Origin of the sequence: Streptomyces luomodiensis, from assembly GCF_031679605.1 — a bacterium.
Lineage (GTDB): Bacteria > Actinomycetota > Actinomycetes > Streptomycetales > Streptomycetaceae > Streptomyces > Streptomyces luomodiensis.
In genome coordinates, this window is record NZ_CP117522.1 from 2,447,985 (window position 1) to 2,462,057 (window position 14,073).

A 14,073-nucleotide genomic window follows, 5' to 3' on the forward strand; every position below is an offset into this window, starting at 1 on the left:
GTACTGATGTCCACGATAGTCCGCCGGTCAGACAGTGGGGAGAGCTATGGAAAGCCCCCGCCCGGTGGCCCGGACGGGGGCTTCTCAGCAGGCTGCTCAGCCGGCGGTGATTCGGCGACGATTCGGCGATACGGCGCCGATCAGCCGATCAGCGAACGGGCGCCGATCAGTACACGCTCACGCCGTACGCGTTCAGCGCCTCGACGACCGGCTGGAAGAACGTGGTGCCACCGGAGGTGCAGTCACCGCTGCCGCCGGAGGTGAGGCCGAGGGCGGTGGTGCCGGCGTAGAGCGGGCCGCCGCTGTCGCCGGGCTCGGCGCAGACCGTGGTCTGGATCATGCCGTAGACGATGTCACCGCCGCCGTAGTTGACCGTGGCGTTCAGCGCGGTGACCCGGCCGCTGTGGATGCCGGTGGTGCTGCCGCGCCGGGTGACCGTCTGGCCCACGGTCGGGTTGGCGGCGGAGGTGATGTCCTGGCTGCCGACGGTGCCGGAGGGGGAGACCGAGCCGCTGTACCGGACCAGACCGTAGTCGTTGGTCGGGAAGCTGGAGCCGGCCGTCGGGCCGATCGTGGTGGTGTGGCTGGAGTTCGACCACCAGGTGCCCGCACCGTCGGTGCAGTGACCGGCGGTGACGAAGTAGTTGGTGCCACTGCTGTTGCGCACGTTGAAGCCGAGGGAGCAGCGCCAGCTACTCGCGTAGATCGCGTCGCCGCCCGAGATCAGCTTCTGGATCTTGCCGGGGGTCCGCTGGACCTCGATCGCGTCGGCGCTCGCACCGGCGGTGTTCTTGATCTTGGCTATCTCGCTCTGGGACACCGTGCTGTCGGCGGTGACGACAAGCTTGTTGGTCGCCTTGTCGACATACCAGGCGGTGCCCGCGACATCGGCCTCCAGGACGGCGTTGCTCGCCGACTTGGCCTCCGCCGCGCTGAAGGTGCGGGCGTTGTCGCTTCCGGCGTAGGCGGCGGGGGCAGCGAGCGCCGTTCCGGCCACCAGGGCGGAGGTCGCGGCGATCAGGGCGATACGTCTCGCCTGCTTACCGTGGGGGGCGTTGCGCTTGATCCTCAACTCTTCCTCCGTGGGAATCGGGGGTCCGCTCGAGTGGGCAGGCCCGTGAGGCGCAGTCAGAGAGCACGCCGAATAGTCCGATTCGACGTGCCCCTGACAAGCGCTTCCGGAAGTATTCGTGGCCATGGGCGCACCGCGCAAGAGGACAATTCGGAACAGCCGCCTGACACACGCCACATAGCCCCGGCGGGTTCAGGCCGCCGGGGCTTGTGCTCCCATCCCCTTGGGGTATCCCATGAGACGGATGCGCGGGCGATCAGGTTCCGTCGTGGCGCGAGCGGATCACATCCCTTCGGCCATCCCGGTCCCGGGGCCGCTCAGTCCCTCTCCCGCCGCTCCCCCGGATAAGGAAGTCCCAGGTGGTCGCGGAGTGTCGGACCGGTGTACGCGGTGCGGAACGCCCCGCGCTCCTGGAGCAGCGGCACCACCCGGTCCACGAAGTCGTCGAGCCCGCCGGGGGTCAGATGCGGTACGAGGATGAAGCCGTCGGCGGCGTCCGCGGCGACGTATTCGGCCATCTCGGCGGCGACCGCCTCCGGGGTGCCGATGAACGACTGCCGCCCGGTCGCCTCGATGACGGTCTGCCGGATGGACAGCCCTTTCTCCTCCGACAGCGCCCGCCACTTGGCGGCGACGGCCAGCGGATCGCCATGCCGCACCCGGCCCTGGGCCAGCTGGGCGTCGGGGTCCGGGTCGATGTCCGGAAGCGGTCCGTCGGGGTCGTAGCCGGACAGGTCCACGCCCCAGATCTGCTCCAGGGTGAGCAGCGCGGTCTGGGGCGAGACCTGCTGCCGCCGGATCTCGACGGCCTTCTCCCGGGCCTCGGCCGCGGTGTCGCCGAGGACCAGGGTCACCCCGGGCATGATCTTCAGTTCCTCCGGGGCGCGCCCGTACCGCGCGAGCCGCCGCTTGACGTCGGCGTAGAAGGCGCGCCCCGCCTCCAGTGAGCCGTGCCGGGTGAAGATGACGTCGGCGGTGGAGGCGGCGAACTCCCGGCCCTCGTCGGAGTCGCCGGCCTGGATCACCACCGGATGGCCCTGCGGTGAGCGCGGCAGGCCGAACTCGCCCTCGAGGGTGAAGTGCCGGCCGGTGTGGGCGAACGGGCGGGGCGTACCACCCGGCGTGCCACCCCGCAGGCCGTCCGGCGTGCCGTCTGGGGTGCCCTTCGTCCCCTGGGAGTCCCACAGTCCGCGGGCGACGGCGACGAACTCGGCGGCCCGGGTGTAGCGGTCGGCCCGGTCCAGGAAACCGCCGCGCCGGAAGTTCTCGCCGGTGAAGGCGTCGGAGGAGGTGACCACGTTCCAGGCGGCGCGGCCTCCGCTGAGGTGGTCCAGGGAGGCGAACCGGCGGGCCAGCTCATAGGGTTCGTTGAACGTGGTGTTGACGGTGGCGGCCAGCCCCAGCCGTTCGGTGACGGCCGCGAGCGCGTTCAGCACGGTCATCGATTCGGGCCTGCCGACCACGTCGAGGTCGTGGATGCGGCCGTTGTGCTCGCGCAGCCGCAGCCCCTCGGCGAGGAAGAAGAAGTCGAACAGACCGCGCTCGGCGGTGCGCGCGAGATGTTCGAAGGAGGAGAAGTCGATCTGGCTCTTGGACCGGGGATCGGCCCAGACCGTGGTGTTGTTGACCCCGGGGAAGTGGGCGGCGAGATGGATCCGCTTGCGCTGCCGGCTCATCGGGCGGCCTCCCTCTCCAGGGCGTAGCGGTTGGCCGGGCGGGACAGCCCCAGGTGGTCGCGGAGCGTCGCACCGGGATAGAAGGTGCGGAAGAGCCCTCGGTGCTGGAGCAGCGCCACACTGCCGTTGACGAAACGCTCCAGGTCATGGCGCGGGGCGACGGGGGTGATGTGGAAGCCGTCCACGGCGTCGGCGGTATGCCATCCGGTGATCAGCTCGGCGAGGTCGACCGGTCCCCCGCGGTACAGCGGCGGTCCGCCGGCCGTCGCGGGCGGCCGCACCAGCGGGGCGTCGGCCGGGGAGCGCCCGGCCGCGCCCTCCCCGTCGGCCAGGTCCACGGCGACGGCGGCGAGCACGGTGAGCGCGCCGGCCTCCCGGCCGTACCCCACCGCTCGGCTCCGCAGCTGGTCGCGGAGGCGGCCCGCCTCCTCCGGGGAGGTGGCGTGGACGTACACCACATCGGCGTGTCGGGCCGCGGTCTCCCAGGTCACCGGGTCGGTGGCGGCGACGGCCACGACCGGGTGGCCCTGCGGGGGCCGGGGCACGATGGCGGGGCCGCGCACCGTGAAGCGGGGCGACTCGAAGTCCACGTAGTGCAGTTTGTCGCGGTCGATGAAGCGGCCGGTGGCGGTGTCACGGATCTCCGCGTCGTCCTCCCAGCTGTCCCACAGCCGGGCCGCCACATCGGCGACCTCCCCCGCCTCGGCCCACAGCTCCCCGGCGGGGGCGGCCGGGCGGCGGCCCACCAGCCGCGCCTCCGCCTCCGTGGACGACACCTCGACCCGCCAGCCCGCCCGGCCGCGGCTCACCCAGTCCAGGGTGGCCACGGCGGAAGAGACGTGGAACGGCTCGGTGTGGGTGGTGGTGACGGTCGGGACCAGCCCGATCCGCCCGGTGGCGGGTGCGACACGCGAGAGCACGGCGAGCGCGTCCAGCCTGCCGCGGCCCGGCCCCGGCGGGCCGAAGGTGTCGTCCAGGGTGACGAAGTCGAGTGTGCCGCGCTCGGCGAGGCGGGCGAGGTCCACGTAGTACGGCGCCTGGTACTGCCCGTCGCCGTCGATGGCGGCAGCCAGGTGCAGGGTGCCGGTCGGTACGGCCATGGTCGGGGCCTTCCTCGGTCGGGGGCGGGGGGTCACGGCTTGGGCAGACCGGGCGGGTTGATCTCGGACTTCTTCACCGCCTCACTGGAGAGCCCCCACCGCTTCAGGACCTTGGCGTACGAGCCGTCCTCGATCACGTGGTCGATGGCCGCGGCGTAGGCGTCGACCAGTCCGCTGCCCTTCTTGGTGGTGGCCGCGATCTTGCCCTGCACCTGGTCGCCGCCGCCCGAGAACCGGCCGATGATCTGGGTCTGGCCGGTCGAGGCGACGTGGTAGGCGGAGGTGGGGTGGGGGCCGAAGTAGGCGTCGATACGGCCGGACTGGAGGGCGAGGTAGTAGTCGGTGTCCTTCTGGAAGTACTTGATGTTCACGGGCTTGCGGCCCGCCTTCTCGTTCTCCTTGCTCCAGTCGACCAGGATCTTCTCCTGGTTGGTGCCGGAGGAGACCGAGATGGTCTTACCCGCCACGTCCTTCGGGCCCCTGACCCGCCACGACGTGCCCTTCTTGGCCTCGAAGGCGAGGTCGTCCAGCCGGTAGGTGGCGAAGTCGTACTTCTCCTTGCGCTCCTCGGTGACCGTCACATTGGAGAAGACGGCGTCGAACTTGGAGCTGTCGAGGCCCACGAAGAGGTTCTCCCAGGAGACCGCCTGGAAGTCGACCTTGAGCCCGAGGGTGTCGGCGACCAGCGTGGCGATGTCGATCTCCGAGCCGATCCGGGTCTTGTCGTCGGTCGCGTAGAAACCGAGCGGGGCGGCGGCGTCGGCGCTGCCGCCGATGCGCAGGGTGCCGCGCTCGCGGATCGCGGCCGGCACCTTGGCCGCGATCGACTCGACCTTCTTGCCTCTGATGCGGTGCTGGTCGGGGCCGATGTTGATGGCGTTCTTCCGGTTCTTGGAGCCCACCGTCTCCTGGACGTCGCCGTCGCCGCAGCCGCCGAGCAGGGCGGAGGCGGTGAGGGCGGCGACGGCGGTGACGAGGGTGCGGCGGGTCTTCACGGAGTGCTCCTTGCGCAGGGGGACAGCGGCGTACGTGACCATCGGCGGGTCACAGGACCTTGGAGAGGAACGCCTTGGTGCGTTCGTGGCGCGGGCTGTCGAGCACCTCGGCGGGCGTGCCCTGCTCGACGATCCGGCCACCGTCCATGAAGACGACGGTGTCGGCGACCTCCCGCGCGAAGCCGATCTCATGGGTGACGACGATCATCGTGGTGCCCTGGTGGGCCAGGTCCTTGATGACGTCGAGGACCTCGCCGACCAGTTCGGGGTCGAGGGCGGAGGTCGGCTCGTCGAAGAGCAGCAGCTCGGGTTCCAGGGCGAGGGCACGGGCGATCGCCACCCGCTGCTGCTGTCCGCCGGAGAGCTGCCGGGGGTACGCGGACGCCTTGTCGGCGAGACCGACCCGGGCGAGCAGCGTCTCGGCGGCCTCGACCACCTGTTTCCGGGGGCGGCGCAGGGCCGAGACCGGCGCTTCGACGATGTTCTCCAGCACGGTCAGATGCGGGAAGAGGTTGAAGTTCTGGAAGACGAAGCCGATCCGGGTGCGCTGCTTGAGGATCTCGCGTTCGCGCAGCTCGTAGAGGCGGTCGCCCTGACGGCGGTAGCCGACCAGCGAGCCGCCGACGCTGATCCAGCCGCTGTCCACCTTCTCCAGGTGGTTGATGGCGCGCAGCAGGGTGGACTTGCCGGAGCCGGAGGGGCCGAGGACCACGGCCACCTCCCCGGAGCGCACCTCCAGGTCGATCCCGCGCAGCACCTCCAGCGGCCCGAAGCTCTTGTGGACGGAGCGGATGTCGACCATGGCGGTCATCGGGTGGCTCCCCGCGAGAAGTGGCGCTCGACGTAGTACTGCGCGATCGAGAGCACGGTGGTCAGGATGATGTACCAGACGGTCGCGACCATCAGCAGCGGCACGACCCGGCCGTTGCGTCCGTAGATGACCTGCACCTGGTAGAACAGCTCGCCGATCGCCATGACGGAGACGATCGAGGTGCCCTTGAAGAGCGAGATGACCTCGTTGGCGGCGTTCGGCAGGATCGAGCGCATCGCCTGCGGGAGCACGATCCTGCGCAGCTGCCGCAGCCGGGGGATGCCGAGCGCGGCCGCCGCCTCCAGCTGTCCGCCGTCGACGGCGAGGACTCCGCCGCGCACGATCTCCGCCGCGTAGGCCGCCTGGTGGAGAGCGAGTCCGAGGACCGCCGCGCTCATCGCGCCGACCAGACCGGCGGTGTCGAAGGAGAAGAAGCCGGGGCCGAAGGGGATGCCGAAGTCGATCCGCTGGTAGAGGTAGGTGAGGTTGAACCAGAAGAGCAGCTGGACGATGAGCGGGATGGAGCGGAACGCCCAGATGTAGGTGAAGGCGACCGACTTCAGGAACGGGCTCTTGGACAGCCGCATGAAGGCCAGGACGATCCCGAGGGCGAAGCCGAGCGCGGTGCCGTAGAAGGTGAGCTGGATGGTGATCCAGACCGCCTTGAGGATGGTCGCGGTGGTGAAGAAGTCGGCGAAGACGTCCCATTCCCAGCCGGGGTTGGTGACCAGGCCGTGGGCGAACTGGGCCACCAGGACGGCGGTGACGACCACCGCGGCCCAGCGCCAGGGGTGGCGTACCGGGACGACCTTGAGGGCGGAGTAGTCCTCGCGTGCGGCGCCGCCATCGGCGGCCTTGCCGACAGGCGGATCGGACGTCAGCGACATGGAGGGTCCTTCAGGGGGAGCGGAGGGTTTTCCGGGACAGCGGAGGGTTTTCCGGGGGGTGCTCAGAGCTCAGGCGATGCGCGGGACTCGGACGGCGAGCGGGGCTCAGACGGCGAGCGAGGCGCGACAGGACAGGTCGCGCAGACAGCGCAGCAGTGCGCGGGCGGTCGCGTCGTTCTGCCGGAACGCGGGTGCGTTGGTACGGGGCCGGGCGAAGGCGCCGGAGGCGCGGGCGTCGGTGTGCGGGCCGAGCGCGAAGCGGCGCGGATGCGGATGGCCGGCCCGGTCCAGGACCCGGGCGTCGGCGGGGCTGACGGCGAGCAGTCCGGCCGGGGTGGCGGCGGCGCCGTCGCGGTGCAGGGAGCGCAGCAGGCTGTCGCGGGAGCGGTCCACGGTCGGCTCCGGCAGCCGGGCCTCGACCAGCGCACGGGCCTCGACGGCGTGGCCGGGCACACTGGCGGAGCTCGCCCGGAACACCCCGCGCAGCGGATCGGCGGTCACGGTCGTCTCGGCGCCGAGGAAGCGGACCACTCCGGCGCGGGAGAGCGCGAGCAGCTGCTCCAGCCGTGGGCCGGGCGGTCCGGAGGCGAGGAAGCTGAAGAAGCCGTGCCACCAGCCGCCGATGTCGCCGAGCCGGGTCAGCTGGCCGTAGACGGACAGCAGGGCGAGGAAGACGGCCAGGTCGGGGCTGTGGGCGGGGTCGTGGCGGCGGGTGAGGTCGGCCTCGATATGGGCGCGCAGCCCCTGCTGGAGGGCGTCCTCGGTGGGGAACCGCAGCCCGGTCAGGGGGCGGTCGAGGGCGTCCAGGTCGAGTCGGTCGGCCGGATCGGGGACGGCCGCCGTGACCAAGGCGTCCAGTGCGGGACTGCCGGGCGGGCAGGCGGCGTACTTCTCCTCGAACGCGGACCACTCGCCGGCCGTCCGCTCCGGATGGGCGGTGAACAGCCGGTGGTAGTGGGCGAATCCCAGCTCCTTGGTGATCAGGGGCCAGATGTCGCGCCGGAAGTCCGGCCGTTCGGGGCGCGACAGCAACGCGTCGACCTGGGCGGGGCCGAAGAAGCGCGGCACCGGGGGCCGTTCGCCGTCCAGCGAGTAGCCGATCTTGGCGTGGTACGGCACACCGCGCCGTGAACCGGCGTACAGCACGGGCTCGCGGCCGGAGGGGCGGTACACCAGCTCCCCGGCCGGGCCGCGCTCGTAGCGTCCGCCGCGCCCCTCGGTGAGCAGCAGCATCAGATCGACGAAGGCCAGGCCGAGGCCGCGTACGAGCACCGGTTCCCCGGGGCGCAGTCCGCTCAGGTCGCTGTCGGCGGTGTACTCCGGCGGGAGGTGGACGAGTCCGTGCTCGGCGGCGAACGCGCTGAGCGCCCGCTGCTCGGCATCGGGTTCGGCGTCGAGGTGACCGAGGGCGAGGACCACGGCGTCGGCGGTGATCGGGGCGGTCCGCCGCTCCAGCCACACCTGCTGGCGTCCGTCGCGCGGCCCGGTGACGCGTACCGCCCGGTCCCGGTGCTCATGGACGGTGGTGCCGGGCGGCAGGGCGGCCACCGACCGCTCGTACACCCAGCGCAGATAGGCGCTCTGGAGGCGTCTGGTGGCGAAGCTCTGCCCGGTCAGGGCGGCGGCCTCGGCGGCGAGTTCGGGCGGCAGGGCGGGGGACACCTCTCCCGCGCGGACCTGGCCGGCCCATTCGGCGAGGGAGGGGCCGGGACGCAGCGGGCCTTCGCGCTCCACCGACTCGTCGGTGAACATGGTGACGTCCTCGGCCATGGAGTTCATCCACAGCAGCGGGGACTGGTCCGGCCGCCAGATACGGCCGCCACCGGGCGGGTGCGGGTCGACCAGGTGCAGCTCGAACGGGGCGCCGTCGCCGTACAGTTCGGGGGCGTTGGCGGCGATGCGCTCGATCAGACCGGTGGCGCGGGGGCCCGCGCCGACGATGACGATCGTGGCGGGCGATCGGGAGGGGTGGTCCGATGTCGCGGACATGCGAGGGCTCCGTGAGTTCTGAAGTGAACACACGCATGGCCCGCACACACGGCCGAGCCCCTCAGCTCGGCATGGGCCCGAGGCTAAGGCGTCCCCACCGTGCGCTGTCAAGACCGTCCGAACTGTGAGCAGTGCGTCTCACCACGGTTGACGTGCAAGCGGAAGGCTGCTCCACTTGGCCCATGGACTCATGGCAGCGACTGGTCACGCGCGACCACATCGACTTCGGTCGGGTGTGGTCCTCGTCCTGTTCGGGCTGACCGCCCGCCTCCGCTGCCCTGGGGGAATCCCCCCGGATTCCTCCGGGATTCCCGGAATTCTCCGGGGAATCCCCTCCCCCAGCGCTTCGAGGCTTCGCCCGCCCGCCGGTTCCCTCCTCCGGTGTGGCCGCCGCACACCCGCGTCGTCACGCGCCATCGGCCCTCGCGCACGCATGACCGCAGCACACGTTTGACGCCAGCACACACACGGTTCAGCACACCCCTCCCCTCAGGTGCCCCGGCACCGCCTAGCGGCTAGCAGTCGCAGCCGCAGTCACAACCATCGCAGCAGTCACAGCAATTGCAGCAGTCGCCGCAGTTGCCGCAGCAGTCACAGCAGTCATCGCACTTATGGCACAGGCCCTCACGCGGCTGCCCGGTCCACGGGTCGTGGTACGGGTCCCGGCAGCACACCTGGCAGGTGCAGCACAGCCCGGTCCACACCAGGCAGCCGGCGATCAGCCCCCGGCGCCGGTGCGGCGGCTCCGGAGGCGCGCCGCCGGGGCCGCCCGGGGTGGTGATCCACGGCGACTGCGGCGGCGGCCCGTAGGAGGACTCCGGGCCGCCGGAGCCGTGGCCGGTGTGGGCGCAGCCGCCGGTGCCGAAGGCCCGGTCGACCGCGCGCTCCAGCTCGTGGACCAGCAGCACATGGGCGAGCCGCCCGGACCCCTTGCCCGCGAACCGGGTGTCCTTCAGGGCCAGCCGTACCCCGTGCACCGCGTCGTCGCACAGCCTGCGGACCTCGGCGAGAGAGGTGCCGGTGGCCGCGATCGGGTTCCAGGCGCCGGTCCGGGCGTCCTCGGCCAGGTCCTCCACCGCGTCCAGCAGATGGGCGAGCCGTCCGAAGAGCCGGCCCGCCTCCTCCAGCGGGGCCCGGTTGCCGGGCCGGCCGGCCAGGACGGCGGTGTGCCCGAAGGCCGCGGCGGTCGCGGTCTCGGTCGGCTCGGTGATGGTCAGCAGTGAGGTGCCGGGGCCGGCCTGGGACTCGAGCTCCGGCTGTCGGCCGACCGCGTCGAGCAGCAGGGCGGTGTCGAAGCCGAGCGCGGCGCCGCCGCGCTCCCCCGCCCGGTCCCACCGCCCGGCCACCCGGCGGGCGGCCGCGGCGACCGGGCGCCGGGCCAACGCCCCGTCGCCGTCCGCGACATGGTCCCGTACCTTCGCCGAGGCCAGCACCAGCGAGACGGTGGCCGCCAGCCGCGCCCCCTCGCCCTGGGCGACCGACGCCGTCCGCATCCCGCGCAGCGGACAGGGCCCGGCGGTGCGCCGCCAGCCGTCCGAGCGCCCGGCCTGGGCCTCCACCAGTACCGAAATCACCAGGCCGTCGTAATTGGTGGCGATGCGGGCGAACTGCCCGTGTTCACCCCGCAAGGCGAGGCACAGCCCGCACAAATGCGCCATCCACTCGGTGCGCAGGTTTTCCGACAGCCGATGGCGGCAAGGCCGGATAATGCCAAACACAAAGATCCCCGTTCACCCATACGTCCCCGACGTCACCCGTCCGGCCGCGGCGGAGTCTACCCAGCACTCCGTCAGCCTCCATAAGCAGGGGGAACTCTGATATGGCGCCAGTCGTTGTGCACCAGTAACGTCACGAATCCCCTGTGCGGCCGCAATCCACGTGGCAGACCATCCGCATCATGGACGACCATAGAGGGGCGGACACTACACACCATCAGGGAGAGAGAGGAGGCGTCCATGGGATCGGTACGCAAGGCAAGTGCCTGGCTTGGCCTCGTCGACGACAGCGATGACGAGCGCTACTACGACGACGACTACGCCGAGGGACCCGAGCCCGGCGACTCCTGGGTGACCGACCCGCGAGCGCGGGTGGCCGACCAGACCGCGCAGGACCCCGGGACCCGGATCGCCACGGTCACGCCGGAGGGGTTCCGGGACGCGCGCGGCATCGGCGAGATGTTCCGGGAGGGCGTCCCGGTCATCGTCAATCTGACGACGATGGAGCCCTCCGACGCCAAGCGCGTGGTGGATTTCATGGCCGGGCTGATCTTCGGGCTGCGGGGCTCGATCGACCGCGTGGCCAACCGAGTCTTCCTCCTCACCCCGCCGGACTACCAGATCATCAACGGCCAGGTCGGCCACGCCACGGGCTTTTTCAACCAGAGCTAGGCCCGCGCTGCGGGGCTCACCGGAAGGCGTCGATTCCGGTGAGCGCCTTGCCCAGCACCAGCTGGTGCATTTCGACGGTGCCCTCATAGGTGAGCACCGACTCCAGATTCGTGGCGTGCCGCATCACCGGATACTCCAGCGAGATCCCATTGGCACCCAGAATCGTCCGCGCCGTACGGCAGATCTCGATCGCCTCCCGCACATTGTTCAGCTTGCCGAAGCTGACCTGCTCGGGGCGGAGCCGTCCCGCGTCCAGCCGCCGCCCCAGATGATGGGCGAGCAGCACCCCCTTGTGGAGCTCCAGCGCCATATCGGCCAGTTTGGCCTGGGTGAGCTGGAAGCCCCCGATCGGCCGGCCGAACTGCTCGCGCTCGCGCGCGTAGTCCAGCGCCGACTCGAAGGCGGAGCGGGCCGCCCCCATCGCGCCCCAGACGATGCCGTAGCGGGCGTGGCTCAGACAGCTGAGCGGCCCCCGCAACCCGGTCACCTCGGGCAGGACGGCGTCGGCCGGCAGCCGCACCTCGTCCAGGACCAGTTCGCTGGTGACCGAGGCGCGCAGCGACCACTTGTGCTTGATCGCGGGGGCCGAGAAGCCTGGCGCGTCGGTGGGGACGAGGAAGCCGCGGATGCCCTCGTCGGTGCGGGCCCACACCACGGCGACCCCGGCCACCGAGCCATTAGTGATCCACATCTTGCGGCCGGTGAGCACCCAGTCCGAGCCGTCCCGCTTGGCGTAGGTGCGCATACCGGACGGGTCGGAGCCGTGGTCGGGCTCGGTCAGCCCGAAGCAGCCGATGACCTCGCCGGAGGCCATCCGGGGCAGCCACCGCTGCTTCTGCTCCTCGGAGCCGAAGCGGTGGATGGCGTACATGGACAGGGAGCCCTGCACCGAGATCAGGGAGCGGATGCCGGAGTCGGCGGCCTCCAGCTCCAGACAGGCCAGTCCGTACTGGATCGCGCTGGCGCCCGCGCAGCCGTAGCCGGTGAGGGACATGCCGAGCGCGCCGAGGGAGCCGAGCTCCCGGGCCAGCTCGCGGATGCCGGGCACCTCGCCGCGCTCGTACCAGTCGGCGACCTGCGGCAGGACGCGGTCGGCGGCCCATCGGCGCATGGTGTCGCGGACCGCGAGGTCCTCGGGGTCGAGCAGATCGTCGAGCCCGAGTGGGTCGCGCGGGTCGAACGGCGGCAAGGTACCAGCGGACATGGGCGGCGGCCTCCGGTGGTTGCGGGTCCGGGACACCGGGCGCGTACCGGCCGCCGGGGCGCGTCCTGTCGCCCGGCGGCCGGGGCGGTCAGCCCGGTCGGTCCGACGCTACGGCCGGGTAACCCCCGGCGTCCAGACCCGCTCCCGCCAGGTCATCGGGGTCGGTCGGGGTCCGGTCAGGACTCGGCGGCGACGGCGGTGCGGTCATACCGGGCCGGGGCGTCCGGATCGCCCGTCCCCTGGCCGTCCGCCTCCTGTCCGTCCGCCTCCTGTCCGTCCTGGCCCTGGGCGGCGCCCGGGTCGGACTCGTCGTCGCCGGCGCACTCCATGACCTTGGGCAGCCGCAGCGCGGCCAGCGCGCCGAGCAGCAGCAGACCGGCACTGACCGCGAGCGTGACGTGCAGACCGTGGACGAAGGCGGTGCGGGCGGCCGAGCGCAGGGCCTCCCCGGCGTGGCCGCCGAGCCGGTCGGAGACCTTGTACGCCGCGCCCAGCGACTGGCCCGCGTCGGCGCCGGCCGAGGCGGGGACGCCGGGCACCGAGGACACTCCGGGCTTGTAGGCGGCGTTCATCACGCTGCCGAGGAGGGCGATGCCGATACCGGCACCGAGCTGGTAGGAGGTCTCACCGATGGCGGCGGCGCCGCCCGCCGAACCGGTCGACGCCTCGTTGAGCATGGACTCGTAGGCGCTGAAGAGCGTGGTCTCCAGGCCGAAGCCCAGGACGACGAAGCCGCCGACGAGCACGGCGGGCCGGTCGGACTGGCCCATGGCGGTGAGCGAGAGAACGGCGAGGGCGGTGAGCGCGAAGCCGACCGCGACCATGACCCGCGGGCCGAGCCACTGGAGCATCCGCGAGCCGACGAGCCCGGCGGCCATGGCGGCGAAGGTGAGCGGCAGCAGCCGCAGACCCGTCTCGAGCGGGGTGAGCCCGAGCACGAGCTGGAGGTACTGGGCGGCTATGAGCTCCAGGCCGACGAGCGCCAGCAGGGCGAGGACGATACAGCCGACGGAGATCGAGAAGGCGGGCCGGGAGAACAGCTTGAGATCGACCAGCGGATGCGTACGGCGGCGCTGGCGGCGGATGAAGAGCACCAGCAGCACCACCCCGAACAGGGTCGGGGCGGCGGTCACGACGTTCAGCAGCCCGGCGCCGCTGCCCACCCGCTTGACGCCGAAGACGACGCAGAACAGCCCGCACGCGGCCATGACCGCGCCCAGCACGTCCCAGGGCCCGTTCCGGTCGCCGGTGGACTCCGGCAGCAGCCAGCGGCCGACGGGCAGCGCCACGACCATCAGGGGCAGGTTGACCAGGAAGACCGAGCCCCACCAGAAGTTCTCCACCAGAAAGCCGCCGAGCAGCGGACCGACGGCCGCGCCGACGGCGGCGACCGCGCTCCATATGCCGATGGCCAGCGCCCGCTCCCGGCGGTCCGGGAAGACCTGGCGCAGGATCGACAGCGTCGCGGGCATGATCATCGCGCCGCCGACGCCCAGCAGCGCGCGGGCCACGATGAGGATCTGGGGGCTGGGGGCGAAGGCGGCCAGCGCGGAGGCGGCGCCGAAGAGCCCGTAGCCGAGCAGCAGGACGCGTCGTCTGCCGACCCGGTCGCCGAGGGTGCCGAAGAGGATCAGCAGCGAAGCGCAGACCAGTGGATAGACGTCCACGATCCACAGCAGTTCGATCGCGCCGGGGCGCAGATCCTCGGTCACGGCCGGGACCGCGACATGGAGCACGGTCGCGTCCACGGCGACGAGCAGCAGGCTGACGCAGAGCACGAGGAGCACGATCCAGCGGTTCGCCCCGCCGTTCGCCTCGGTGCCGCGCCATTGCCGGGGAACGCCCGCCGTCCGCCGATTGCCGGCCGTGGTCGTCCCGGACATGTACGCACCTCCCTGGGTCTTGCGCTCGCGGTCCGCCGCGCTGGGGCGGAACGTCACGTCGGTGGGGAC

General features: G+C 71.8%; 11 protein-coding genes. 1 reads left to right on the plus strand and 10 read right to left on the minus strand.

Translation table 11 applies throughout. The features are described from left to right. Nucleotides 1–166 precede the first annotated feature (166 nt). The 8 genes from PS467_RS10435 to PS467_RS10470 form a co-directional block, all read right to left on the minus strand. Nucleotides 167–1,072, minus strand: a complete 906-nt coding sequence (locus tag PS467_RS10435) for a S1 family peptidase (protein ID WP_311035032.1) — start codon at nucleotides 1,070–1,072, stop codon at nucleotides 167–169. Between the two features lie 317 nt (nucleotides 1,073–1,389). Continuing rightward, nucleotides 1,390–2,748, minus strand: coding sequence for an NtaA/DmoA family FMN-dependent monooxygenase (locus PS467_RS10440; protein WP_311035033.1), 1,359 nt, complete (start codon nucleotides 2,746–2,748; stop codon nucleotides 1,390–1,392). Next, nucleotides 2,745–3,848 carry an LLM class flavin-dependent oxidoreductase gene (locus PS467_RS10445; RefSeq protein ID WP_268971164.1) on the minus strand — a complete coding sequence of 368 codons (1,104 nt, stop codon included), beginning with the start codon at nucleotides 3,846–3,848 and terminating at the stop codon, nucleotides 2,745–2,747. Before PS467_RS10445 ends, PS467_RS10440 begins: the two co-directional genes overlap by 4 nt. A gap of 32 nt (nucleotides 3,849–3,880) precedes the next feature. Continuing rightward, nucleotides 3,881–4,843, minus strand: a complete 963-nt coding sequence (locus PS467_RS10450) for an ABC transporter substrate-binding protein (protein WP_311035034.1) — start codon at nucleotides 4,841–4,843, stop codon at nucleotides 3,881–3,883. A gap of 49 nt (nucleotides 4,844–4,892) precedes the next feature. Further along, nucleotides 4,893–5,654, minus strand: coding sequence for an amino acid ABC transporter ATP-binding protein (locus PS467_RS10455; RefSeq protein WP_311035035.1), 762 nt, complete (start codon nucleotides 5,652–5,654; stop codon nucleotides 4,893–4,895). After that, nucleotides 5,651–6,541, minus strand: coding sequence for an amino acid ABC transporter permease (locus PS467_RS10460; RefSeq protein ID WP_311035036.1), 891 nt, complete (start codon nucleotides 6,539–6,541; stop codon nucleotides 5,651–5,653). The genes PS467_RS10455 and PS467_RS10460 overlap by 4 nt, the downstream gene beginning before the upstream one ends. A 105-nt stretch (nucleotides 6,542–6,646) precedes the next feature. Beyond that, nucleotides 6,647–8,530 (minus strand): FAD/NAD(P)-binding protein, encoded by a 1,884-nt coding sequence (locus tag PS467_RS10465; protein WP_311035037.1) that lies wholly within the window; start codon nucleotides 8,528–8,530, stop codon nucleotides 6,647–6,649. Between the two features lie 515 nt (nucleotides 8,531–9,045). Then, nucleotides 9,046–10,248 carry a DUF5685 family protein gene (locus tag PS467_RS10470; protein WP_311035038.1) on the minus strand — a complete coding sequence of 401 codons (1,203 nt, stop codon included), beginning with the start codon at nucleotides 10,246–10,248 and terminating at the stop codon, nucleotides 9,046–9,048. A 237-nt stretch (nucleotides 10,249–10,485) separates the two neighbouring features. Here PS467_RS10470 and PS467_RS10475 point away from each other — a divergent pair, with 237 nt between their 5' ends. Further along, nucleotides 10,486–10,917, plus strand: coding sequence for a cell division protein SepF (locus PS467_RS10475; protein WP_311035039.1), 432 nt, complete (start codon nucleotides 10,486–10,488; stop codon nucleotides 10,915–10,917). A gap of 16 nt (nucleotides 10,918–10,933) precedes the next feature. On the opposite strand, the gene PS467_RS10480 is transcribed toward PS467_RS10475, so the two are convergent. Both PS467_RS10480 and PS467_RS10485 read right to left on the minus strand, forming a co-directional pair. After that, a complete protein-coding gene (locus tag PS467_RS10480) occupies nucleotides 10,934–12,121 on the minus strand; it encodes an acyl-CoA dehydrogenase family protein (RefSeq protein WP_311035040.1) in 1,188 nt (395 codons plus the stop codon). A 176-nt stretch (nucleotides 12,122–12,297) separates the two neighbouring features. After that, entirely contained in the window at nucleotides 12,298–14,004 is a 1,707-nt protein-coding gene (locus PS467_RS10485) for an MFS transporter (RefSeq protein ID WP_311035041.1), read from the minus strand. Between the last annotated feature and the right edge of the window lie 69 nt (nucleotides 14,005–14,073).

Coding starts and splice junctions, on each gene's coding strand:
- PS467_RS10440 (WP_311035033.1), bottom strand. CDS start 2,748: ATGAGCCGGCAGCGCAAGCGGATCCATCTCGCCGCCCACTTCCCCGGG.
- PS467_RS10445 (WP_268971164.1), bottom strand. CDS start 3,848: ATGGCCGTACCGACCGGCACCCTGCACCTGGCTGCCGCCATCGACGGC.
- PS467_RS10455 (WP_311035035.1), bottom strand. CDS start 5,654: ATGACCGCCATGGTCGACATCCGCTCCGTCCACAAGAGCTTCGGGCCG.
- PS467_RS10460 (WP_311035036.1), bottom strand. CDS start 6,541: ATGTCGCTGACGTCCGATCCGCCTGTCGGCAAGGCCGCCGATGGCGGC.
- PS467_RS10465 (WP_311035037.1), bottom strand. CDS start 8,530: ATGTCCGCGACATCGGACCACCCCTCCCGATCGCCCGCCACGATCGTC.
- PS467_RS10475 (WP_311035039.1), top strand. CDS start 10,486: ATGGGATCGGTACGCAAGGCAAGTGCCTGGCTTGGCCTCGTCGACGAC.
- PS467_RS10480 (WP_311035040.1), bottom strand. CDS start 12,121: ATGTCCGCTGGTACCTTGCCGCCGTTCGACCCGCGCGACCCACTCGGG.
- PS467_RS10485 (WP_311035041.1), bottom strand. CDS start 14,004: ATGTCCGGGACGACCACGGCCGGCAATCGGCGGACGGCGGGCGTTCCC.